22 protein-coding genes are annotated in these 21329 nt (G+C 67.1%); 8 read left to right on the forward strand and 14 right to left on the reverse strand.

The window, feature by feature from the left end:
- The first annotated feature begins 39 nt into the window (after positions 1–39).
- Complete coding sequence (locus KV697_RS12720) at positions 40–1092, forward strand: GGDEF domain-containing protein (protein ID WP_219018501.1); 1053 nt, start codon at positions 40–42, stop codon at positions 1090–1092.
- Positions 1093–1451: 359 nt separating this feature from the next.
- Here KV697_RS12720 and KV697_RS12725 read toward each other — a convergent pair whose 3' ends face one another.
- Together KV697_RS12725 and KV697_RS12730 are read right to left on the reverse strand one after the other, a co-directional pair.
- The gene (locus KV697_RS12725) at positions 1452–2072 is read right to left on the reverse strand and encodes a YbhB/YbcL family Raf kinase inhibitor-like protein (protein WP_219018502.1); all 621 of its coding nucleotides are present in this window, start codon (positions 2070–2072) and stop codon (positions 1452–1454) included.
- An 11-nt stretch (positions 2073–2083) separates the two neighbouring features.
- Positions 2084–3103, reverse strand: a complete 1020-nt coding sequence (locus KV697_RS12730) for a DUF1176 domain-containing protein (protein WP_219018503.1) — start codon at positions 3101–3103, stop codon at positions 2084–2086.
- Positions 3104–3214: 111 nt separating this feature from the next.
- Between KV697_RS12730 and KV697_RS12735 the strand changes: the two genes are divergently transcribed.
- Positions 3215–4084 (forward strand): 3-hydroxyacyl-CoA dehydrogenase NAD-binding domain-containing protein, encoded by an 870-nt coding sequence (locus KV697_RS12735; RefSeq protein WP_219018504.1) that lies wholly within the window; start codon positions 3215–3217, stop codon positions 4082–4084.
- Positions 4085–4219: 135 nt separating this feature from the next.
- Here KV697_RS12735 and KV697_RS12740 read toward each other — a convergent pair whose 3' ends face one another.
- From KV697_RS12740 to KV697_RS12755, 4 genes are all read right to left on the reverse strand, one after another.
- Entirely contained in the window at positions 4220–5533 is a 1314-nt protein-coding gene (locus tag KV697_RS12740) for a carbohydrate porin (protein ID WP_219018505.1), read from the reverse strand.
- Between the two features lie 15 nt (positions 5534–5548).
- Positions 5549–5695 (reverse strand): hypothetical protein, encoded by a 147-nt coding sequence (locus KV697_RS12745; RefSeq protein WP_157013673.1) that lies wholly within the window; start codon positions 5693–5695, stop codon positions 5549–5551.
- Positions 5696–6073: 378 nt separating this feature from the next.
- Positions 6074–7333, reverse strand: a complete 1260-nt coding sequence (locus KV697_RS12750; protein WP_219018506.1) for a NupC/NupG family nucleoside CNT transporter — start codon at positions 7331–7333, stop codon at positions 6074–6076.
- Positions 7334–7515: 182 nt separating this feature from the next.
- The gene (locus KV697_RS12755) at positions 7516–8448 is read right to left on the reverse strand and encodes an NAD(P)/FAD-dependent oxidoreductase (RefSeq protein ID WP_219018507.1); all 933 of its coding nucleotides are present in this window, start codon (positions 8446–8448) and stop codon (positions 7516–7518) included.
- A gap of 352 nt (positions 8449–8800) precedes the next feature.
- On the opposite strand from KV697_RS12755, the gene katG reads away from it, so the two are divergent.
- On the forward strand, positions 8801–11062 hold the full coding sequence (gene katG / locus KV697_RS12760) for a catalase/peroxidase HPI (protein WP_219018508.1): 2262 nt from the start codon (positions 8801–8803) through the stop codon (positions 11060–11062).
- A 57-nt stretch (positions 11063–11119) separates the two neighbouring features.
- Positions 11120–11464, forward strand: coding sequence for a thiol-disulfide oxidoreductase DCC family protein (locus KV697_RS12765; protein ID WP_219018509.1), 345 nt, complete (start codon positions 11120–11122; stop codon positions 11462–11464).
- A gap of 145 nt (positions 11465–11609) precedes the next feature.
- Here KV697_RS12765 and KV697_RS12770 read toward each other — a convergent pair whose 3' ends face one another.
- A complete protein-coding gene (locus KV697_RS12770) occupies positions 11610–12350 on the reverse strand; it encodes a Crp/Fnr family transcriptional regulator (RefSeq protein WP_257575320.1) in 741 nt (246 codons plus the stop codon).
- A 158-nt stretch (positions 12351–12508) separates the two neighbouring features.
- Between KV697_RS12770 and murA the strand changes: the two genes are divergently transcribed.
- Positions 12509–13789, forward strand: coding sequence for a UDP-N-acetylglucosamine 1-carboxyvinyltransferase (murA, locus tag KV697_RS12775; RefSeq protein WP_219018510.1), 1281 nt, complete (start codon positions 12509–12511; stop codon positions 13787–13789).
- 147 nt (positions 13790–13936) lie between these two features.
- Here murA and KV697_RS12780 read toward each other — a convergent pair whose 3' ends face one another.
- Positions 13937–14698 carry a LytTR family DNA-binding domain-containing protein gene (locus KV697_RS12780; protein WP_257575868.1) on the reverse strand — a complete coding sequence of 254 codons (762 nt, stop codon included), beginning with the start codon at positions 14696–14698 and terminating at the stop codon, positions 13937–13939.
- Between the two features lie 152 nt (positions 14699–14850).
- On the opposite strand from KV697_RS12780, the gene KV697_RS12785 reads away from it, so the two are divergent.
- Positions 14851–15378 (forward strand): DUF2306 domain-containing protein, encoded by a 528-nt coding sequence (locus KV697_RS12785; RefSeq protein ID WP_219018512.1) that lies wholly within the window; start codon positions 14851–14853, stop codon positions 15376–15378.
- On the opposite strand, the gene KV697_RS12790 is transcribed toward KV697_RS12785, so the two are convergent.
- Together KV697_RS12790 and KV697_RS12795 are read right to left on the reverse strand one after the other, a co-directional pair.
- Complete coding sequence (locus KV697_RS12790) at positions 15375–16967, reverse strand: cisplatin damage response ATP-dependent DNA ligase (protein ID WP_219018513.1); 1593 nt, start codon at positions 16965–16967, stop codon at positions 15375–15377. The two genes, KV697_RS12785 and KV697_RS12790, sit on opposite strands and share 4 nt — an antisense overlap.
- Before the next feature lie 6 nt (positions 16968–16973).
- A complete protein-coding gene (locus tag KV697_RS12795) occupies positions 16974–17159 on the reverse strand; it encodes a DUF1328 domain-containing protein (protein ID WP_007407044.1) in 186 nt (61 codons plus the stop codon).
- 185 nt (positions 17160–17344) lie between these two features.
- Between KV697_RS12795 and KV697_RS12800 the strand changes: the two genes are divergently transcribed.
- The gene (locus KV697_RS12800; protein ID WP_219018514.1) at positions 17345–18073 is read left to right on the forward strand and encodes a Crp/Fnr family transcriptional regulator; all 729 of its coding nucleotides are present in this window, start codon (positions 17345–17347) and stop codon (positions 18071–18073) included.
- A 73-nt stretch (positions 18074–18146) separates the two neighbouring features.
- Here KV697_RS12800 and KV697_RS12805 read toward each other — a convergent pair whose 3' ends face one another.
- The 3 genes from KV697_RS12805 to KV697_RS12815 all read right to left on the reverse strand — a co-directional run bounded on the left by KV697_RS12805 (position 18147) and on the right by KV697_RS12815 (position 19666).
- The gene (locus KV697_RS12805) at positions 18147–18644 is read right to left on the reverse strand and encodes a Dps family protein (RefSeq protein WP_374011362.1); all 498 of its coding nucleotides are present in this window, start codon (positions 18642–18644) and stop codon (positions 18147–18149) included.
- A gap of 102 nt (positions 18645–18746) precedes the next feature.
- Positions 18747–19304 carry a TMEM165/GDT1 family protein gene (locus KV697_RS12810; protein ID WP_219018516.1) on the reverse strand — a complete coding sequence of 186 codons (558 nt, stop codon included), beginning with the start codon at positions 19302–19304 and terminating at the stop codon, positions 18747–18749.
- Between the two features lie 11 nt (positions 19305–19315).
- Positions 19316–19666, reverse strand: a complete 351-nt coding sequence (locus tag KV697_RS12815; protein WP_257575321.1) for a hypothetical protein — start codon at positions 19664–19666, stop codon at positions 19316–19318.
- 181 nt (positions 19667–19847) lie between these two features.
- Between KV697_RS12815 and rpmG the strand changes: the two genes are divergently transcribed.
- A complete protein-coding gene (rpmG, locus tag KV697_RS12820) occupies positions 19848–20015 on the forward strand; it encodes a 50S ribosomal protein L33 (protein ID WP_007407030.1) in 168 nt (55 codons plus the stop codon).
- A gap of 253 nt (positions 20016–20268) precedes the next feature.
- Here rpmG and KV697_RS12825 read toward each other — a convergent pair whose 3' ends face one another.
- On the reverse strand, positions 20269–21159 hold the full coding sequence (locus KV697_RS12825; protein ID WP_219018517.1) for a LysR substrate-binding domain-containing protein: 891 nt from the start codon (positions 21157–21159) through the stop codon (positions 20269–20271).
- Positions 21160–21329 lie beyond the last annotated feature (170 nt).

The following is a 21329-nucleotide window of genomic DNA, read 5'->3' on the forward strand; positions in this document are numbered from 1 at the left end:
GGATGGGGCGAAATGGCGGAGGCGGAGCCGCAACGCGCGATGACGACGCCTGCTAGTTTGTACGAGCGTATCGGGCAGTTTCTGGAGGATCACCGGCTGTCGCCCGATCCCGCCCATTACGCCTTCGTCCACGCCATCCTGACCGAACCCAATGGCAGCCTGGCGCGCGCGGTCGCCTTGCTGATCGATGGCGGCGTGCGTCTGCACCGGGACGACATCGTCCGGCTGGGCGGCCCTGTCGGTGAGTCGCGTCCAATGCCCGAGCCGGCCCCCGCCGCCGAATCCGAAGCGGCCCGCGAAACACCGGCCGAGCGGATCGTGCTGCCCGAGGCGGAGGCGCGATCGGACGCGCTGGCCGAGCAGACCGAGAATCAGGTCGCGGCGTTCATGACCGTGATCCGCAGTTTCCAGGCGGACACCACGGCGTTCGGCGTCAATCTGGCGCGCAACGTGGCGGAGATGAACCGGGACGGCGGGATCGACCTGCCGACGCTGGCGACGCTGACCGGCGAGATGCTGGAGCGGATCAACGCGACCGAGCGGCGGCTGGAACAGGCGACGGCGGAGGCCGATACGCTGCGCGAGAAGCTGGCCGAGGCGCGAGTGACGGCGCGGCGCGATCCGCTGACCGGCCTGGCCAACCGCCTCGCCTTTTCCGAGGCGCTGGGCCAGTGTTTCCAGGCGTCGGACAGCTGCCATCTGGCGCTGTGCGATGTCGATCGGTTCAAGCGGATCAACGACGAACTGGGCCACGCCACCGGCGACCGGGTGCTGCATTCGATCGGTAAGATCCTGGCCGAGGAATGCGAGGGGCATCTCGTCTGCCGTCATGGTGGCGAGGAGTTCACCATCCTGATGTCCGGTCTGACGGCGGATCAGGCGGTGGCGCTGGTCGAGCGGGCGCGCGATGCGGTCCGCAGCCGCCGTATGCGGGTGCGCGAGACGGGCGAACCGGTGGGCGAGATCACCTTCTCCGCCGGGATCACCGCGATGGGTCCCGGCGACACGCAGGAGACGCTGTTCGCCCGCGCCGACGCGCTTCTTTACCGGGCGAAAAAGGAAGGCCGCGACCGGGCCTATAGCGACGGCTGATTTTCCGCCACCCTGTGGCGGAAAGTCCCGTGGGGTGGTGGCGGAATTTCCCAAACATCCTTGGCGTCTTTCGGAAAAGCCCGAAAAACCGCCAATTCTGAAACTGGCACGCTCTCTGCAATGTCCCTGATATCGCCGGTTGGACGGTCCGACCGGCGGATCATTCAGGGAATTTCACCATGTTCGCTTCGTTCCAGGCTCGCCAGATCCTCGTCTCGGTCCTCGGCGCTTTCGTCTTCGCCGGGCTGGCCATCACCACCGCCGCCCCGATCTTCCCGATCGCCTGAGCGTGATCGCCTTGACCCCTTCCGGCGGCCGGGCCGTCCTGTCCTGACACCCGGCCGTCCTTCTCTCCCGCGTCAGGCCAAAGCGCCTGCGCCCACCGGGCCGACCGGCGCTTCCTCCTCGCGCGAATAGGTGCCCGTCAGCACCCCGGCGGCCAAGACATGTCCCGCCATCGCCTCGACCAGCGCGCCGCGACCCGGCGTCTGTCCGCCGATCTCGACCACCGCATCCAGCGCGAAGAGCTGGAAGACATAACGATGCTCGCCATGCCCGCGCGGTGGATCGGGCGGCAGCCAGCCTTCGCTCAAGTATGAATTGCGCCCGACATCGCCGCCCTCAGGCGTGCCCGCGCCGTCCGCGACGATCGCCCCCTCGGCCAGTTCGCCAGCCTGGGGCGGCAACTTCCAGACGATGGCGTGGACCAGGGGCTGCGGGGTGGGGGCATCGGCATCCTCGGCGATCAGCGCCAGCATTGCCGTCCCCTCGGGCGGATCGCCCCAATAGAGCGGCGGCGACACGCCCTCGCCATCGGCGGTAAAGCGCTCGGGCAGCCGTGCCATATCGCCAAAGGCGGGGCTGTGCAGCGCCATCGCGGCAGGCGGTGCCAGTTCGGGGCGGACGACCGCGATCGATTCGACCCCGGCGCGCCAGCCGCTCATCGCCTTGCCCAGCCAGGCGGGCAGATGTTCGAGCATCCCTGTCTCCTCTATCGTGGTTTCACGGGCACGACCCGCGTGCGCCAGACGGTCAGCGTGTCGATCGCGCCCCGGCATTCGGTCATCTGCGCGGCGTGGAGCAGGCGGAAGCGGGTGCCGTCCCAGCCGAATTGCTGCGCATCGCCGCAATCGCCCAGGCCCCGGCCCTTGCCCCAGCTCGACAGGCGACCGTCGCGCGACCATTCCACATTGACCAGGATCTCGGGCTGGCCGGAATCGGGCTCCTCGCCGAAATGATAGGCGAAATCGAAGGCGGCGGGGCTCAACCGGCCGTCGCGCCAGATCAGCGGCTTGACCAGATAGTTATACGCCCCCGCGCCGCACGACATCAGGACCAGCGTATTGCGCCGGTCGAGCCGGTGGGCGTCGGCGCTGAACGGGCTGCCATCGTCGATCACGCAGCCATAGCGCCGCCGCGCCTCGCTGATCGCGGTGGCAGGGATGACGGGGGCAGGGCCGGGGGGCGGGGTGACGACCTGCACCACCGGCAGCGCCGGTGCGGTGCCGCGATAGCGTTTCGCCCCGCGCGCGATCAGCGCGGAGGTCGTGCCCGCGCGCCCCTGCCGGTCGTCCATATAACGAAAGGCCGCCGCCGCGCCCGACAGGGCGAGCGGATGCGCGGCCGGGGTCAGCAGCGTGGCGCGCTTGCCCCTGGCGATGGCCGCGACCAGCGCGCTGGCGGAGGCGCCCTGCCATTCGCCCTCACCGTCCCGGTCCAGCGGGGTGGAGGCAACGGTGCGCCCGTCGACCCGGACGCTGGCCGTCTTCGCCTTGCCGGTCATGTCGCGGATGCGCACCGTCACCCGGCCTGGGCCATCGCGCGTCACGATCAGCCCGACATCCTGAAGCGCCGACTCCTCTGCCGCCAGCGAAGCCGCCTCGCATCCCCGGCCATTGTCGCAGGCCACGATCCAGTCGTGGAACAGCTTCAGCTTGCCGGGCCGGGGCGTGTCCGGCGTGGCGGTGGTCGCCGTGGTGGCGATCAGCGCGACGCTCACGGCAAGGCTCATGCGAATCATACCCGATCAACCCCTTGGCTGGCGATCCCGTTCCGAACCGGATAGGGCGCGTTCCAACAGGCTTTGTGGCAGAGATACGGGCCGGAAAATAGGAGAGTATTGATGAAGTCAGTGGGCGTGATCGGAGCCGGCCAGATGGGCGCGGGCATCGCGCAAGTCTCGGCGGCGGCGGGCTATGCAGTGAAGCTGGCCGATGTTTCCGCCGAGCGGGCCGAAGCGGGCAAGGCGGGCATCGCCAAGGCGCTCGACCGGCTGGTGACGAAGGAAAAGACGACGCGCGAGGACGCCGACGCCCTGCTCGGCCGGATCGAGCCGGTCGGCAGCCTGTCCGCCATGGCGGATTGCGAGTTGGTGATCGAGGCCGCGACCGAGCGCGAGGCCATCAAGCGCGCGATCTTCGAGGAAGTCGGCAAGGGGATGTCCGACACCGCGATCCTGGCGACCAACACCTCGTCCATCCCGATCACCCGGCTGGCGCAGGCCGCCCCCGATGCGGGGCGTTTCGTCGGCGTGCACTTCTTCAATCCGGTGCCCGTCATGGGCCTGATCGAACTGATCCGCGGCCTCGCCACCTCGGACGAGACCGTCGCGAAGGTCGAGAGCTTCGCGCAGGAACTGGGCAAGCGCGTCGTCCACGCCAATGACGCGCCGGGTTTCATCGTCAACCGCGTGCTGATGCCGATGATCAACGAAGCGATCTTCGCGCTGGGCGAGGGCGTAGCGACGATCCCCGACATCGACGCGGCGTGCCAGCTGGGGCTGAACCATCCGATGGGTCCGCTGACGCTGGCCGATTTCATCGGGCTGGATACATGCCTGGAAATCACGCGTGTCCTGTTCGAGGGAACGGGCGATCCCAAGTTCCGGCCCGCGCCGCTGCTCATCAAATATGTCGAAGCGGGCTGGTATGGCCGCAAGACCAGGCGCGGTTTCTATGACTATACCGGCGCCGAGCCGGTGCCGACGCGGTAATTCCCAATCCTCCCCGGCACGGGGAGGGGGACCATCCGCAGGATGGTGGAGGGGGATCGCCGATAGGGATGACCTATGTGGCAAGCCCCCTCCGTCAGGCCTTCGGCCTGCCACCTCCCCGTGCCGGGGAGGATTTTAGAACGCGCCGTGGACGCGCAGCGCGAACACTTCCGCAGGCCCGCGATCGCGGTTATACCCCGGATTCTCCACATATTGTGCATCCAGCGTCACTGCGAGCGCGCGGGTGAGCGCGACGTCGTAATAGGCCTCGGCAATCTCCTCCGCGCCCGCATTCGGCAGCTTCCCGTCGCCGACCAGCACGCCCAGTCCACCCGCCGCCAGATAGCGGCGATGCTCGGCCGAGATCCCGTTGGCGATCAGCGCCAGCCCGACCCGGTCCTGCGCCCGGCCCCAGCCTTTGCCGTTCAGCGATCCCCCGATCTGCGCCGTGCGGTCGATATCGGTGAAGTCGTAAGGCTCGATCGACCCATCACTCACCCCGACCCGCGCGAACAGGCCGAGCGTATCGGTCAGGGCCTGGTCCATGTTCATATAGCCGCCGACCCGCGTCATCCGTCGCCGGGTAAAGGACGGATCGACCGCACCCCCGGTGGTGGCGGCATAGGCCAGCGCCTCGTCGAAGCGGCTGAAATTGCCTCGGTTGCGGAAAAACCCGAAGCGCACCGATCCGGGCCGCCCAGCGATCTGGTGGCGATGCTCGATCTCGGCATCGAGCTGATATTGGCTGAAACCATGTTCCAGCCGCTCGCCATTGGGGACGGTCGACAGGTTGAACAGCCCGGTGCGGAGCGTCCAGTTTCCCCGATACAGCTCGCCCGCGATGCCGGTCGTATAGCCCCAGGCATCGGCGGCATAATCGAAGCTGCCGGTATCGACCGCCGACCAGTTGAGGAAATCGCCGCGCGGGTCGTGGGCGTATGGGTTGGTGTCGAATATGTCGCCGACCCCGAACTTGCCGATGGTCAGCACGATCCGGTCGACCGAGCGTGATCCGCCCAGCTGGTTGGCGACGCCCGCCACCGCTTCACGCGCGCCGCCCAGTCCGAAGGTCTGGCGGAAAAAGGCGCGTTGCAGCCGGAAATAGGGTTCGCTCTTGCCGACCTTATAGGCCTCGGCGCTCGGGAAGCCCGCGACGCCCAGCGTGTTGGACAGGCCGAAGCCCTGGTCGATCTCCGGATTCACCCACAGCTCACCCCCGGCCCAGGGACGCGCGCCGATAAAGGCGGTGACGTCGGCCGTTTCCTTCAATTGGCGCGGGGCCAGGCTGTTGGGGCCCGTATAGGGCGAGGCAAAGCCGCCGACGCCCTGGGCGACCAGCGTCGCTTGGCCGTGGATCGCGAAATCCTCCGGCTGGCTGTCCTGCGCAAAAGCGGCGCGCGCGACGAGGAACAGGCCGCACAGCGCGGCCCGCGAAACGATACGGATCATGACGTTATTCCCGGATCAGGCGCTGGCGCGGGGGCGGCGCATCGCCTGCGGACGGGTGGACGCGACCAGGCGGAGCAGCCGGGCGCGCTCGCGCGGGACGCTCGCCATCACGGTGGCGAGGGAATGGGCGCGGACATGCGCGCGGAACAGGGTACGGGTCATGGCAGACCTCCTTCGGGTTCGTGTGGTCGAGCCCGGCGGAGGTCGGCGAGGAACGGCTCTAGCGGGCCGACACCGTCGACCCCGTCAGGCCCGTCAGACGGTCGGCAAGAACGTGGACGCGGATGCGTCTACTGTCCTCGTCGCCGGACAAGGGACTAGATCGGGGCATTGTGATCCTATGCGTGAGTCGGCCACGTCTGCGGTCGACAGGGCGCCCATAGCGCGCTTGTGAAGGGGATCAACCCCGTAAAGGTGATATTCCTCCCCTGTAAGGGGAGGGGGACCAGCGAAGCTGGTGGAGGGGTGTCCCGCTCTCGATAGGGGTGACACCCCTCCGTCAGGGCTTCGCCCTGCCACCTCCCCTTCCAGGGGAGGAATTTATGCGATCAGCAGACCCGCCAGCGCCGCCGACATCAGATTGGCCAGGCTCCCCGCGATCAGCGCGCGGACGCCCAGACGCGCGATGGTCGGACGCTGATTGGGGGCCAGGCTGCCCGTCACCGCCATCTGGATCGCGATCGACGAGAAATTGGCGAAACCGCACAGCGCGAAGGTGATGACCGCGACGGTGCGCGGCGAGAGCTGCGCGGCCTGCTTGCCCAGATCGATATAGGCGACGAACTCGTTGAGCACGATCTTCTCGCCGAACAAGCCGCCCGCAATGCCCGCTTCCTTCCACGGCACGTTGAGCAGCGCCATGATCGGCTGGAAGACATAACCGAGCAGCGCCTGGAAGCTCAGCCCCGGAATACCGATCAAATTGCCCAGGCCACCCAGCAGCCCGTTGGCCAGCGCGACCAGCGCGACGAAGGCCAGCACCATCGCGCCGACCGCCACGGCCAGCTTCACGCCGGTCTGCGCCCCTTGCGCGGCCGCCATGATGATGTTGGCGGGCTTTTCCTCGTCATGCGTGGCCTCGGCCAGCGCGATCTTTTCGTCCTCGATCACGTCGCCCAGCGGCAGCTGCCCGGCGGGTGGCTCGATCCGGTCGGGCATGATGATCTTGGCCATCAGGATGCCGCCGGGCGCCGCCATGAAGCTGGCCGCGAGCAGATATTCGATCGAGATGCCCATCGAGGCATAGGCCGCCAGGATCGTACCCGCCACGCCCGCCATGCCGCTGGTCATCACGGTGAACAGCTGCGCCGGGGTGAGCCCGGCCAGATAGGGGCGGATGACGAGCGGCGATTCGGACTGGCCGACGAACACGTTCGCGGCGGCGCAGAGCGATTCGACCTTCGACACGCCGATCACCTTCTCGATCGCGCCGCCCAGCCAGCGCACGACCAGCTGCATGATCCCCAGATAATAGAGGATCGAGACGAGCGCGGCGAAGAAGATGATGACCGGCAGCGCCTGGATCGCGAAGTTGCGGCCCAGCGGATCGGACGCCAGTGCCCCGAACAGAAACTTGGTCCCCTCATTCGCATAGCCGAGCAGCCCGGCGACCCCGCCCGACAGCCATTGCAGCACCCGCTTGCCCCACGGCACATAGAGGACGAGGACCGCGATCCCCGCCTGCAACGCAAAGGCCGCGCCGACGACGCGCGGGCGGATCGCCCGGCGGTCGGTGGACAGGGCAACGGCGATGCCCAGAATGACGAGAATGCCGGCGATACCGATGGCGAAACGATTCATGCGCGCTGCTTAACTATCCCGCATTGTCGGGTGGTGGACACGACGCGGCCCCCCGGCTGCGCGGGGGTGCATCATAAGCATGGCGCCGGGCGACCGCCATAGTTTTGATCGCAGGGGGGATTCGACGCGATTCCAACCCCTACCGACCCGGCTCGGGGGGCGGCATCGCGCTACCGCGCGCTTCACGCGAGCAGCATCTCCGCGGCCTGCCGCCCGGACAGCCAGGCGCTTTCCACGCGCGGCGCGATCAGCCAGTCGCCGCACGCCGCCAGCGCGATGTCGGGCCGGTGATAGGCCCCGATTCCCGCCTTGCCCGACCGGGCATAGCGCCAGCGGTGCGCGGTCGCATGGACCGGCACGGGCAAAGTACCGACCCGCTCCTCCAGCGCCCGGAGCAGCGAGGCGGTCACCGACGTCCGCTCGCTCTCGACATGCCGCCGCGACCAGTCGGGCGTCGCGTGGATGGTCCAGGCTTCGCCGCCGCCGCGCCCCGGCTTGGCGCCGTTGCGCGCCGCCCAGTCGATGGGGTCGGCGGCAGACAGGATGTCGGGGGCCGAAACCGCCGTGTCGAAGCCGAGCAGCACGGTCCAGCACGGTTCGGAAGGATTGGCGCGTGCCAGTCGGGCCAGCGCGGTATCGCTCGGTTCGGCGAGATCGGCGGTCTGCTCGGCGGGGAGCGCGAGCACGACGGCGTCGAACGGTCCCTCCGTCATGGCGTCATGGGTCAGCCACCACCCGTCCGCGTCGCGCCGCAAGGTGCGGATATGGGTCGACCAGCGGACATCCAGCACAGCCGCCATGTGCGCGACCACCGCGTTCATGCCCGGCATCCCGACCCAGGTATCGTCACCCGCCGCCGGCCAGCGTGCGGCGACGCCCTGTCGTCCCCAATCCTCGACCTGCGCGACGAAGCCGGGATCGCGCGCGGTCAGATATTGCGCGCCGTAATCGAAGACGAAACACAGCCCTTGCGCCGTCACGACCTTGCTCGCCATGCGGCCGCCGGGCCCGCGTCCCTTGTCGAACGGCGTGACCCGCCATCCCGCCTCCGCCAGCCGCGCGGCACAGGCCAGACCCGCCATCCCTGCGCCGATGATCGCCGCCGATCCGGCCATATCCCGTTCCCTCGCGATTCGCCCATGCCGGGCGTAATCCGTCGTTACGCCCGATGCCGCCGAACGATCCGTCTCATCGGTGAACCGCCCCGCGCATCGGTCCAAGTAACGGTCCTGATCCATGCTAAAATTTTTGGGTCGTGGGTGACGCCTTGAAGGATCGACCGGCAGCACCCGACGTTGTTGGCGATGACGAGCGGCGGTTCCTTCCGCTCCAGGGACGACCACACGCCGCAGATGTTCATGACAAACGCGACATGATCCCGCCCGATGGGCGTGCCGGTGAGCCTGTGGTTCGCCAAGTCTTTGTGCGTCCAGCCTTTTTACCTGAATGATCCGGAGAGCTTGCGGCATGGAAGACTATAAGACGGTACTCGAAGGCAAGTGCCCCTTTGGCGGCGACCGGATCGGCGGCGCCTTCACCACGCCGCCCACGCTGGCGGACTGGTATCCCAACCGGCTGCGGGTCGAACAGCTGCATCGCCACGGGCCGCGCGCCAATCCGCTGGGGGACGATTTCGACTATCGCGCCGAATTCGCCAAGATCGACCTCGATGCGCTGAAGGCGGAGATCAAGCGCTTCCTGACCAGTTCGGTCGCGTGGTGGCCGTCCGACTATGGCAATTACGGGCCTCAGATGATCCGCATGTCGTGGCACTCGGCGGGCAGCTATCGCATCGCCGACGGGCGCGGCGGCGCGGGCGAGGCGATGCAGCGTTTCGCGCCGATCAACAGCTGGTGGGACAATGGCAATGTCGACAAGTCGCGTCGCCTGCTCTGGCCGATCAAGCAGAAATATGGCGCCGCGCTGTCCTGGGCCGACCTGATCGTCCTGACCGGCAATTGCTCGCTCGAGATCATGGGGCTGCCGACCTATGGTTTCGGCGGCGGGCGCGAGGATGCGTGGGAGGCCGACGACGCGACCTATTGGGGCCCCGAGGTCTTCGACATGACCAAGGTCGATTCCTTCGACGAGATGGTCAATCGCGACAAGCGCTGGCGCGGGCAGAATGGCGATGCGGACTATGATCTGGAGCAGCCGCTCGCCGCCTCGCACCAGTCGCTCATCTATGTGAACCCCGAAGGCCCGTACGCCAGCGGCGATCCGATGGCCTCGGCCCGCGACATCCGCATCACCTTCACCCGGATGGCGATGAACGACGAGGAGACGGTGGCGCTGATCGCGGGCGGCCATGCCTTCGGCAAGAGCCATGGCATGGTGAAGGCCGACCGCATCGGCGCCCCGCCCGAGATCGCCGCGATCGAAGAGATGGGGCTGGGCTGGCACAACCCCGAAGGCACCGGCAATGCCGAGTTCACCATGACCAACGGCATCGAGGGAAGCTGGACCCAGAACCCGACCCAGTGGGACAACAGCTATCTCGAAAATCTGCTGGGCCTGGAATGGGAACAGACGCGCAGCCCGGCGGGTGCGCTGCAATGGACCCCGGTCAGCGGTGAGGCGCCGCGCACCCCCGATGCGCATATCGAGGGCAAGAGCCATGCGCTGATGATGATGACCAGCGACATCGCGTTGAAGGTCGATCCGGTCTATCGCCCCATCTGCGAGCGGTTCCTGACCGACTTCGACTATTTCACCGAGCAATTCTCGAAGGCGTGGTACAAGCTGACGCACCGCGACATGGGGCCGCGCGAGCGTTATGTCGGGCCAGAGGTCACGATCGAGCCGGACCTGCTGTGGCAGGACCCGATCCCCGAGCGCGACTATGAACTGGTCGACACCGCCGACATCGCTCAGTTGAAGCAGCGGATTCTCGACAGCGGCCTGTCGGTGTCGGACCTGGCCTTCACCGCCTTTTCCGCCGCCGTTCCGTATCGCGACAGCGACAAGCGCGGCGGCGCCAATGGTGCGCGCCTCGCCCTCGCTCCGCAAAAGGACTGGGCGGTCAACCGTCGTACCGTCCCCGTCGTTGCAAAACTGCGCGAGATCATGGGGGCGTTCAACGACGGGGCGAACGGCGGCAAGCGCGTGTCGCTGGCCGACCTGATCGTGCTGGGCGGCACGGCGGCGGTCGAAAAGGCGGCGGCGGATGCGGGCGTAGCGCTGGAGGTGCCGTTCACCGCCGGGCGTCGCGACACCACCGACGAATTGACCGATGCCGACAGCTTCGAATGGCTGAAGCCCGTGGTCGACGGTTTCCGCAACTATGTCGACGATCACTTCGCCGAGGTGACGGCGGGCCGTGTCGCGCCCGAGGAGCTGTTCCTCGACAAGGCGGCGCTGCTGAAGCTCAGCGCGCCCGAATGGGTGGTGCTGACCGGCGGCCTGCGCGCGCTGGGGGCGAATTGGGACGAGAGCGAGGCGGGCCTGTTCACCGACCGGGTGGGCGTGTTGAGCAACGACTTCTTCCGCGTGCTGACCAGCATGGACTATGTCTGGACCAAGCAGGACGAGGCGGGGCTTCGCTTCACGCTGGACGACCGGGACAGCGGCGAGACGCGCTACAGCGCCACGCGCAACGACCTGATCTTCGGGGCGAACTCGCAGCTGCGCAACATCGCGGAATTCTACGCCGCCGAGGATGGCCATCCCCGCATGGTCCGCGACTTCGTGACGGTGTGGAACAAGGTGATGACCGCCGATCTTTTCTGACGGAGGGCGGCGGCTCGAAGGACCGGGCCGCCGCTTTACCGGAGAAAGGGCATAACCATGGTCACCGTCTGGTATGATGCCGCCTGTCCGCTGTGTCGCCGCGAGATCGCGGTGATGCGACGGCTGGATCGGCATAAGCGGATCGCCTTCATCGCGGTCGACGGCGAGGGGGCGGACCAGTGCCCGATCGACCGCGATACGCTGCTCGCCCGCTTCCATGCGCGCGAGGACGGGCGGATGCTGTCGGGCGCGGCGGCCTTCGCCGCGATGTGGCGGGCGATCCCGCTGCTGCGGCCATTGGGGCTGGCGGCCCGTTCGCCCCTCGTACTGGCCTTGTTGGAGCGGGCTTATTTGCGGTTCCTGAAGGTCCGGCCGCGTTTGCAGCGCTGGGCCACTTCTTGAACATTCCTCCCCTGCAAGGGGAGGGGGACCAGCGAAGCTGGTGGAGGGGTGTAACCGCCCGTTTTTCGCAATATGTTCAACCGTGACACCCCTCCGGCAGCGCTTACGCGCTGCCACCTCCCCTTGCAGGGAGGACTGGGGAGGTTTACCGTCCCGGCGGCAGCCAGCTCAGGTCCAGCCCCTCGAAACGGTCGATATAGCCCGCCTCGCGCGCCAGCTGCGCCTCGTCCAGCAGGTGGACGCGACCGCCTTCGCGCTTGATGAGCGCATCGTCTTCCAGCTGGCGCAGCATCCGGTTGACATGGACGGCGGTCAGGCCGATCGCATCGCCCATCTCCTCCTGGGTCAGGCCGGGGGCGAAGGAGGTGCCGACCTCCATGCCCGCATGGCGCATCTGGCCGCGCAGCGACAGCAGCAGCGTCGCCACCCGCACCCGTGCCGAGGTGCGGCCCAGCCCGGCCAGCCGGTCGGTGGTGATGACCCGCTCGATCTGGTTGAGCACGAGGATCAGGCTGAACAGGCGCGGATGCTCGGTCGCGAGCTTGGCGATCTGGCCCCGGTCGAAGGGACAGACGACCGCGTTGGACACCGCCACCACCGTATCGGGCGAGCGGGCATAGACCAGTGCCGACAGCGCGAACAGATCGCCGGGGAACAGGAAGCGCACGACCTGGCGGCTGCCGTCGTCGAGCAGGACATAGCACATCAACATGCCCTGCTGCACGACGAACAGTTCGTCGCTGCGCGCCTGTTCTTCCATCAGCACCGCGCCGCGCCGGATCGTCCTTGGCCGATCTTCCAGCCGTGCCAGGGCGTCGCGTTCGGCCGGGGTCAGCGAAACCCATTTGTTCAGGCGATCAGCAAGCCCGCAATTTGACACTGACACCTCATCCCCCGAGCGGACGAACGCCTTAGCCACCAAGGGTGCGACTACGCATTAATATCGATCAACCGGTCCTTTTCTTGGTTTTTCGGTCGCTTTGCCCGGAGTGGCGAGGCGGGACCCTTGGCGATGTGCGCCACGTCCGCTAGGAGGACCGGTCTATGGACCGTATCCTTATTCGCGGCGGCAACCGGCTGTCGGGCCGCCTGAAGATCTCGGGCGCAAAGAACGCCGCGCTCACCCTGATGCCCTGCGCGATCCTGACCGACGAACCGGTCACGCTGCGCAACCTGCCGCGCCTCGCCGATGTCGACGGGTTCGGCCATCTGCTGAACCAGATCGGCGCGTCGACCCGTGTCGAGGGGACACGGCCGGAGGATTTCGGCCGGGTCATGACGATCCGTGCGGGCCAGCTCTTCTCGACCGAGGCGCCCTATGACATCGTGCGCAAGATGCGCGCATCGATCCTGGTGCTCGGCCCCATCCTGGCGCGTATGGGCGAGGCGCGGGTGTCGCTGCCCGGTGGCTGTGCGATCGGCAATCGCCCGATCGACCTGCACCTGAAGGCGCTGGAGGCGTTGGGTGCGGAGATCGAGCTGACCGCCGGTTACGTGAAAGCCAGCGCGCCGGGCGGCCGTCTGTCGGGCGGGCGCTATACCTTCCCGGTGGTGTCGGTCGGCGCGACCGAGAATGCACTGATGGCCGCCGTGACGGCCAAGGGCACCTCGGTGCTGGGCAATGCCGCGCGCGAGCCGGAGATCGTCGACCTGTGCCGGTTGCTGATCGCGATGGGTGCGCGGATCGACGGTGTCGGCACCGAAACGCTGACCATCGAGGGTGTCGACCGGCTGCATGGCGCCACCTATTCGGTGATGCCCGACCGGATCGAAGCGGGCAGCTATGCCTGCGCCGCCGCGATCACCGGCGGCGATCTGGAGCTGGTCGGTGCCTGTGCCGAGGATATGTGCGCGACGCTCTCGGCGCTGACCGAGGCGGGCGTGACCGTCGAGGAGAAGCGCGATTCGATCCGCGTCACCGCCCATGGCCCGCTTCAGCCGCTGACCCTGTCGACCGCGCCCTATCCGGGCTTCGCCACCGACATGCAGGCACAGTTCATGGCGATGCTGTGCATGGCGGGGGGCACCAGCACCCTGACCGAGACGATCTTCGAGAACCGCTACATGCACGTGCCCGAGCTGGCGCGGATGGGCGCGGACATCCAAGTCCATGGCCGCACCGCGATGGTGAAGGGCGTCGAGAAGCTGACCGGCGCGCCGGTGATGGCGACCGACCTGCGCGCTTCGATGAGCCTGATCCTCGCCGGTCTGGCGGCCGAGGGCGAGACGTCGGTGTCGCGCGTGTACCATCTCGACCGTGGGTACGAGCGGCTGGAAGAGAAGCTGTCGGCGGTCGGCGCGGATATCGAGCGCGTCGGCGACTGATCGTTCAATCCTCCCCGGCACGGGGAGGTGGCAGGCCGAAGGCCTGACGGAGGGGGGCTTCCTCAAGGAATGGCATTTGCTGCACGCCCCCTCCACCACCGCTACGCGGCGGTCCCCCTCCCCGTGCCGGGGAGGAATTTCAAGTCGCTACCACCACCCCTCGGCCTCCAGCACCGGCACCATCGCGCGCGACACCCGCGCCTCGACCCCGCCGGTCAGGACCAGTCGTAGCCCGCGCCCTTCGCGATGCGTCTCGCGGACGGCATCCCGTGCCACCCACCAGCTGCGATGCACCTGTGCCCCGACCAGCGGTGCGACCTCCTGCACCGCGTCGCGCATCCTCAGCAGGATCAGTTCCGACCCATAGGCGCCATGGACGCGCAGATAATGGTCCTCCATCTCCAGCGCGATGATATCCGGGCCGAAACCGGGTGGCAGGCGATCGAGCAGGGCAGGGCGAGGATCGACAACGGGCGGGGCGGGTTCGGGGGCGGCCGGCTCCGACGTAACACGCCGTCGCTTTTGCCCATACCAGAGCAACAGACTGGCCAATCCCCCGATCACCAGCACATTACCATAGAGGAGCAGCGCCCGATCCGCGTCGGGCCAGCGCAGCGGTTGGCCAAGCTGCTCGACCCACCAGACGATGACGCTCATCGGCACGCTGGCAAGAATCGCCGCCGTGGCCCAGCCCGCCACTTCGGGGAAATGGAGCCTCTCCGCCAAGGCCAGCGAGCCCGCCATCATCGGCTTGTAAAGCGCGTAGCCCGCTAGCATCAACGTGATCCAATAGATCAGCCGGTACGCAAAGCTCGCCCCGAACGTCCCGAACGGCCCCAGCACCGCCAGCAGCAGCCCGACGCCGACCATCAGCGCGATATCGATCACTATGCGGCGGGAGCGGGGCATCACGGCCCCGTGCCTATGGCCAATTGGCGCTTTGCGAAATGGCAAATCGGCCGATCCACGAAGGGAAACCGCCGATCCACGCAAGTCCGCTGGCGCAGGAACGATGCGGCGTCAGGAAAGGGGCAACTCGTTTCCGATCAGGACCCGCACCGATGACCAGCCTTTCCCTTTCCGGGCCGAGCCGCCGCCCGTCCGACCTGTCGCCCGCCCCGCGCGCCGCGATCCTGATCGGCGGTGGCACGCTGTCGGTGATGGCGGTGGTCGCGATGGCGCGTGGCGCGCTCGGTCTGTCACCGACCCTGGCGCGGGTGCACGACGTGGCGGTGTTGATCCATCTCGGTTCGGTCCTGCCCGCCCTGCCGCTGGGACTCTATGTCCTGCTGGCGCGCAAAGGGGATGCGCGGCACCGGATGCTGGGCAAGGTCTGGGCGATGCTGATGGTGGTCGCGGCCCTTTCCGCCCTGGCGCTGCGCGACCTGAATCATGGGCATTTCAGCTTCATCCACATCTTCGTGCCCGTCACGCTGATCGGACTGTGGCGCGCGATCACGGCGGCGCGGGCCGGGCGGATCGACACGCATCGCAAGGTGATGGTCAGCCTGTATCTCACCGGTTTGATCGGAGCGGGCTCCTTCGCCTTCCTGCCCGGCCGGGTGATGGGGACATGGCTGTTCGGTTAAGTCACCAGCCGCTTGAGCGTCTCCACCCGGTCGGCTTCGGCGGCGGGCTTGTCGGTGCGGATGCGGGCGATCCGGGGGAAGCGCATGGCGACGCCGGATTTGTGCCGCTTCGAATCGTGGATTGAATCGAACGCGATCTCCAGCACCAGCGTCTTCTCCACCTCACGCACCGGGCCGAAGCGGTGGACGGTATGGGCGCGCACGAAGCGGTCCAATGCACGCAGTTCCTCGTCGGTGATCCCCGAATAGGCCTTGCCGACGGGCAACAACTCGCCCTCATCGGTCCAGCAGCCGAAGGTATAGTCGCTATAATAGCTAGACCGGCGCCCATTGCCGCGCTGCGCGTACATCATCACGCAATCGGCCGTCAGCGGATCGCGCTTCCATTTGTACCACAGGCCGACCCGCCGCCCGCCGCTATAGGGGGAATCGCGACGCTTGAGCATCACCCCCTCGATCGCGGCATCGCGCGCGGTGGCGCGCAAGGCTTCCAGCGCGGTGAAGTCCTCCGCCTCGATCACCGCGCTGACGTCGAACCGCTCGGGGTCGAGCTTGGCGGCGAACCCCTCCAGCCTCTTGCGCCGCTCGGTCCAGGGCAAAGCGCGGACATCCTCTGTCCCGTCGACCAAAATGTCGTAGAGCCGGACAAAGGCGGGATAGTCGGCCAGCATCTTGGCCGACACCGTCTTGCGCCCCAGCCTTTGTTGCAGCGCGTTGAAGCTGGCCGCACCGCCGCCATCCTCCAGCGTGCCACCTTGATGCTCGCCCTTGACCAACAGCTCGCCATCGACCGCGCCGATCGCGTCGAAAGCACTCGCCACATCGGGAAAGGCGTGGGTCACATCGTCGCCGGTGCGGCTGTAGAGCCGGGTCTGCCCTGCGACATGGACGATCTGCACCCGGATGCCGTCCCATTTCCACTCGGCGGCATAGTCGGTCAGGTCGACCCGCAGATCCTCCAGCGGATGGGCGAGCATGAAGGGGCGGAAGACCGGCACATCGGCGGGCGTCGGCTGCGCGCCGGTGCCTTCTCCCCAGGCGAACAGCTCGGCATAGGGGGGCGACAGGCCGTGCCAGACCTCCTCCACCGCCTCGACGTCCAGCCCGAAATGCTGGGCGAAAGCGGTCTTCGCCAGACGTGCGGACAGGCCGATGCGCAGGCCCCCGGTCGCCATCTTGAGCAGCGCGAACCGCTCCTCGGCAGTCGACCGGTCGAGCATGTCGGCCAGCACGGCGGGCGCGTCGGAGCGCGACAGATGCCGCAATCGCTCGACCACATCGCTGACCGACAGCGGTTCGGGATCGAGCGGCCGATCGGGCGCGGGCCAGAGCAGGGCGACCGTCTCGGCGGTGTCGCCGACATAGTCGCGGCTCATGCGGAACAGGACGGGGTCGACCCGCTGCTCGATCAGCGCACGGATCAGCGCGGGCTTGACGCCGGGCAGGTCGAGATCGCCGGTCAACGCCGCCATCGCCCAACCCCGGTCAGGATCGGGCGTGGCGGCGAGATAATCCGCGACCAGCTTCAGCTTGGCGTTGCGGGAACGCGTGTAGATCAGCGCGTCGAGCAACCCCGCGAATTCGCGCATGGGGGATCAGTCGATCGCGTTCTTCACCGACTTGCCCGCGACCAGCCCAAGCACGAGGAAGATCACGAACAGCGCGATCGCGATGAAGAACAGAATCTTGGCGATCCCGACGAACGCACCGCCGATGCCGCCGAAACCGAGAGCGCCGAGGATCAATCCGACGACGAGGAACGTGATGGCGAGCTTGAGCATGGGGCAATCCTCCTGACCTGATAGGGGGTTAACTGGCGGGGAGGGTTGGTGTTCCGGTTACGGTTGATCGATGAAACGGGGATGGGATGCGGCCTCGATCGGGGGCATCGGCGTCGCCATCGATTTTCCGATCTTATGCCAAGTCATTGGCAAGCGCGCCGGACCCGTGTGAAGAGCCTGTCATCATGCCCTATCCGATCCACCGTTTCCAGGCGATGTGCCGCCTGACTCCCGCCGAAGAACATCAGCTGACGACCCTGGGCGATGCCGAGGTCGTGCGACGGCGCGGCGAGACCTTTCAGCGGGAAGGCGATGTGCTGGGCGGGTTTCACCTGCACCTGCGCGGCTGGATCAGCTCGTCGATCCTGCTGCGCAGCGGCCATCGGCTGATCCAGAAGATCCATCTGCCCGGCGACATATTGGGCACGCCCAGCATGGTGCTGCCCCAGGCCGCCGACACGCTGACCGCGATTACCGAGGCGGTCACCGCCTTCGTTCCCTATGAACGTGTCGGGCAGTTCTTTACCCGGGCGCCACGTCTGGCGGCGCTGTTCATGGTGGCGGTGCAGATGGAGCGGCTGGCGCTGATGGACGTGCTGGCCGTCACCGGAAACGCCTCGGCCCGCGAGCAGCTTGCGCGGTTGCTGGTCGATCTCCATGTGCGGCTCACCCCGATCGGGATGGTGCAGGACAACAGCTTCCACCTGCCGCTGACCCAAGAGGTGATGGGCGACCTGCTCGGCCTGACCGCCGTGCACGTCAATCGCACGATCCGCGGCATGGAAGCCGAGGGGCTGATCTCGCGCGAGGGGCACCGTGTCCGCCTGCTCGACCTGCCCGCACTCCGCGACCTTTCGCCGCTGCCGCCCCGGCGTCCGCAGTTCGAGCCGACCTGGTTGCCCGCGTCGGTTTGAAACAGCCTCCAAGCGCAAACGAAAAGGCCCCGGCGTCGACCGGGGCCTTTTCCTATCGGCTCGGGCCGGGCAATCAGCCCTTGCGACCCGCCTCGAACAGGAACCAGGCGCGTTCCTCGGCCTGGTCGGTCCATTCGTCGACGATGCCGCTGGTGGCATTGTCCTTGGCGTCCTCGGCGGCGTCCTTGACCGCGCGGAAACGCTCGACGAGCTTCAGATTGTCGTCGCGCAGCTCGACCAGCATGTCGGCGGCGGACACGAATTCGCGGTCATTGTCGACGATGGTCTGGCGGCGCGCGATGTCGCCGATCGAGCGCAGCGTGACGTTGCCGGTCTTGCGCACGCGCTCGGCAATGGCATCGGTCACGCCCAGGATCTGCGTGGCCTGATCGTCGAGCATCAGGTGATAGTCGCGGAAATGCGGGCCCGAGACGTGCCAGTGGAAATTCTTCGTCTTCAGGTACAGCGCATAGCAATCGGCCAGCGCTCCGTTCAGCGCGTCGGCGACGCTGGCAGTGGCGTTGCGGTTGAGGTCGGTCGGCGTATCGAGCGCCGGGTTGATATCGGACATGGACATGCTCCCGCTGTCTGAGGAATCGTTGCGTAAACGATCCGATGGCGCAATGGCTCCCCCGCTGTCCATGTACTAAGCCCGCGCTGTCTGATCGACTGCCTAGATCAATCCCTTGGCCGAAAGCGCGATGACGATGCCGATCAGGATCATGATCGCGCCGCCCGTCATGCGGATCGGCCGCCAGGGCAGCCGCCGCCACTCGCGCGGCCCCAGCAGGATCGCGGGCAGCAACGCGCCGAGCAGCCCGAGCACTGCACCGGGCCAAGCCGCCCAGGGCAGAGGCGACCGCGCGGCCGCGATCGCGACCAGCGCCAACCCCGAGTCCATCAGCAGGATCGATCCGGCCCCCAGCAATGCGGTACCGAAGACGCCCAGCCGAACCGAGCCGAAGGACGAACCGGCACGCGGCAGTCGCCCCATCATGCCGATACCGACCAATACCAGCGCGACCGCCAGCAACAGGCTGCGCGTCTCGGGCGTCACCTGCGGCCCCAGCAGCATCCCGATCCGGATCGCCACCGCCGCCAGCACGCCTTGCGCGAGCATGACCCCGCCGAGCACCGGGGCCGACCGGCCGGTCCGTTCCGCCAGCCGCTCGGTAAAACCGCTCAGCCGCCCGCCCGCCTGTGACAGCAGGGTCGCGACCAGAACGATCATCAACCCATCCATCAGCTGGCCAGACGCACCGAACAGGCCTCGGCAAAGTCGTTCGCGGTCTGCCAGTCCTGTCGCTCGCTGGCGATGGCGTCGCTCAGGATCGCGAACCAGCCATGGACGGGCACCCCGGTCTGCTCGCGCATCAGCGCGCGGTCGATGAAATGGGTGACGGTGACCGCCGGGACGAGGCCATGGCGATGGGCGATGCGGCGAATCGCCTCTATCCCGTCGAGCAGCTCGGCCGCCCGCGCATAGGGCGCGGACACGTCGAGCGCGGCGATCCTGGCCCAGAGCTGGTCGCGAATCTCGGCGGCAGCCATGCTCCCATGGGGTGATTCGCCCGGCTCCATCGTGATGGTCATCCCTCTCATGCGCGTCCCGATAGCGGGAAGTCGCGCCATTTCCATAGAGGCTTGGCCGTAAAGAGGGGCTTAAATCGGGTGAAATGCTTGACTCACGCGGGGGCATGGGCCATGGGCGGCCCTTATATAGCGGCGGCTCCGGCTGCCGCTTTCGCTTTTTCACGCATACAGGAACCAGGTCATGGCCAAGCCGACCACCGTCAAGATCAAGCTCGTCAGCTCGGCTGATACAGGCTTCTTTTACGTCACGAAGAAGAACCCGCGCACCAAGACCGAGAAGCTGAGCTTCAACAAGTACGACCCCGTCGTGCGCAAGCATGTCGAGTTCAAGGAAGCCAAGATCAAGTAATTCGCGCGGGGGCGGCCGTTCGCGTCGTCCCGTGAATGCTTGAAGGCGTGAAGCCGCCGTCCGACAGGACGCGCGGCTTTTTGTCGTTGTTTCTTCCTCTCCCCCTCCCGCAGGCGGGAGGGGGCTGGGGGGAGGGCTGGGGGTCTCATGGAGACCATTGCCCGTGGCTTTCCCTCCCCCATCCCCTCTCGCCTGCGGGAGGGGCGTGCTCTGGGCTGGCAGCAAGTGTGAATCACACGGCTTTAAAAGGGGGCTATGCCGCTTCCGGGTACAGCGTGGCGATCAGCCAGTCATGGAACAGCTTCACCGACTTCTGCTGAAGCGCGCGCGGGCGGCAGACGAACCAGTGGCTGTACGGGCTGTCGACTTCGATATTGAACAGCCGCACTAGCCGCGGGTCGTGTGCATGCTCAAAATGGCTGGCGTGCATGAAGGCGATGCCCAGCCCCTGCGCCACCGCTTCCAGCATCAGGCCGCCCGAATCGAAGAAGTCGATTGCCTTGGGCTTGATCTCGGTCAGTCCCGCGGCTTGGCACCAGGCGGTGAAGGCGTCGGGCATTTCGCGGTGCAGCAAGGCGGTCATGCCGTTCATCTGCTCGGGGCGAAGTAGCGGGTTGGGACCTTCCAGCAGCCGCTTGGCGCCGATGACATAGACTTTGTTGCGATCGAGTCGCTTGGCGTAGAGCGAGGGGTCGATGTCGCGGCCCAGCGCGATCACCGCGTCCAGCCCTTCGCCCAGCCGCGCGATGCCATGCCCGGCGGTATCGATGTCGAGATGCAGTTCGGGATGCGCCGCGCGGAGCAGGCCCATATGCGGAAACAAGCGCTGCGACGCATAGAGCGGCAGGACGCCGAGTCGCAGGCGCAGCACTTCCTGCCCGCTGGTCATCGCCTCCACCGCGTCGGAAAGCTGGTCGAGCAACGGCGCGATCTGCTCCATCAGACGCTGCCCCTCGTCATTGGGCACCATCGCCTGATGCCGCCGGGCGAACAGCGGCTTGCCGACGAAGCGCTCCAGCGTCTGCACCCGACGGCTGAGCGCGGGGGCGGACAGCGCCAATTCCTCGGCCGCCGCCTTGATGGAGCCCAGACGCACGACCTGGACAAATGCTTCGATCGCACCCAGCGGGGGGAGCCTGCGCATGGCGTACCTGTACTCGTTGACCTATTGGGCAGAGGATTGCACAAACTGCAATCATAACCAAGCTTTTCGCACTTGCAACATAACGTGTCGCACCGCAAAAGGAACGGGCCTTTCAGGCATCCTCTCCTAAAAACTTTCACGGGCTGGTCGTTTCGATCGGCCCTTTTTTT

Origin of the sequence: Sphingomonas sanguinis (assembly GCF_019297835.1) — a bacterium.
Taxonomy (GTDB): domain Bacteria; phylum Pseudomonadota; class Alphaproteobacteria; order Sphingomonadales; family Sphingomonadaceae; genus Sphingomonas; species Sphingomonas sanguinis_D.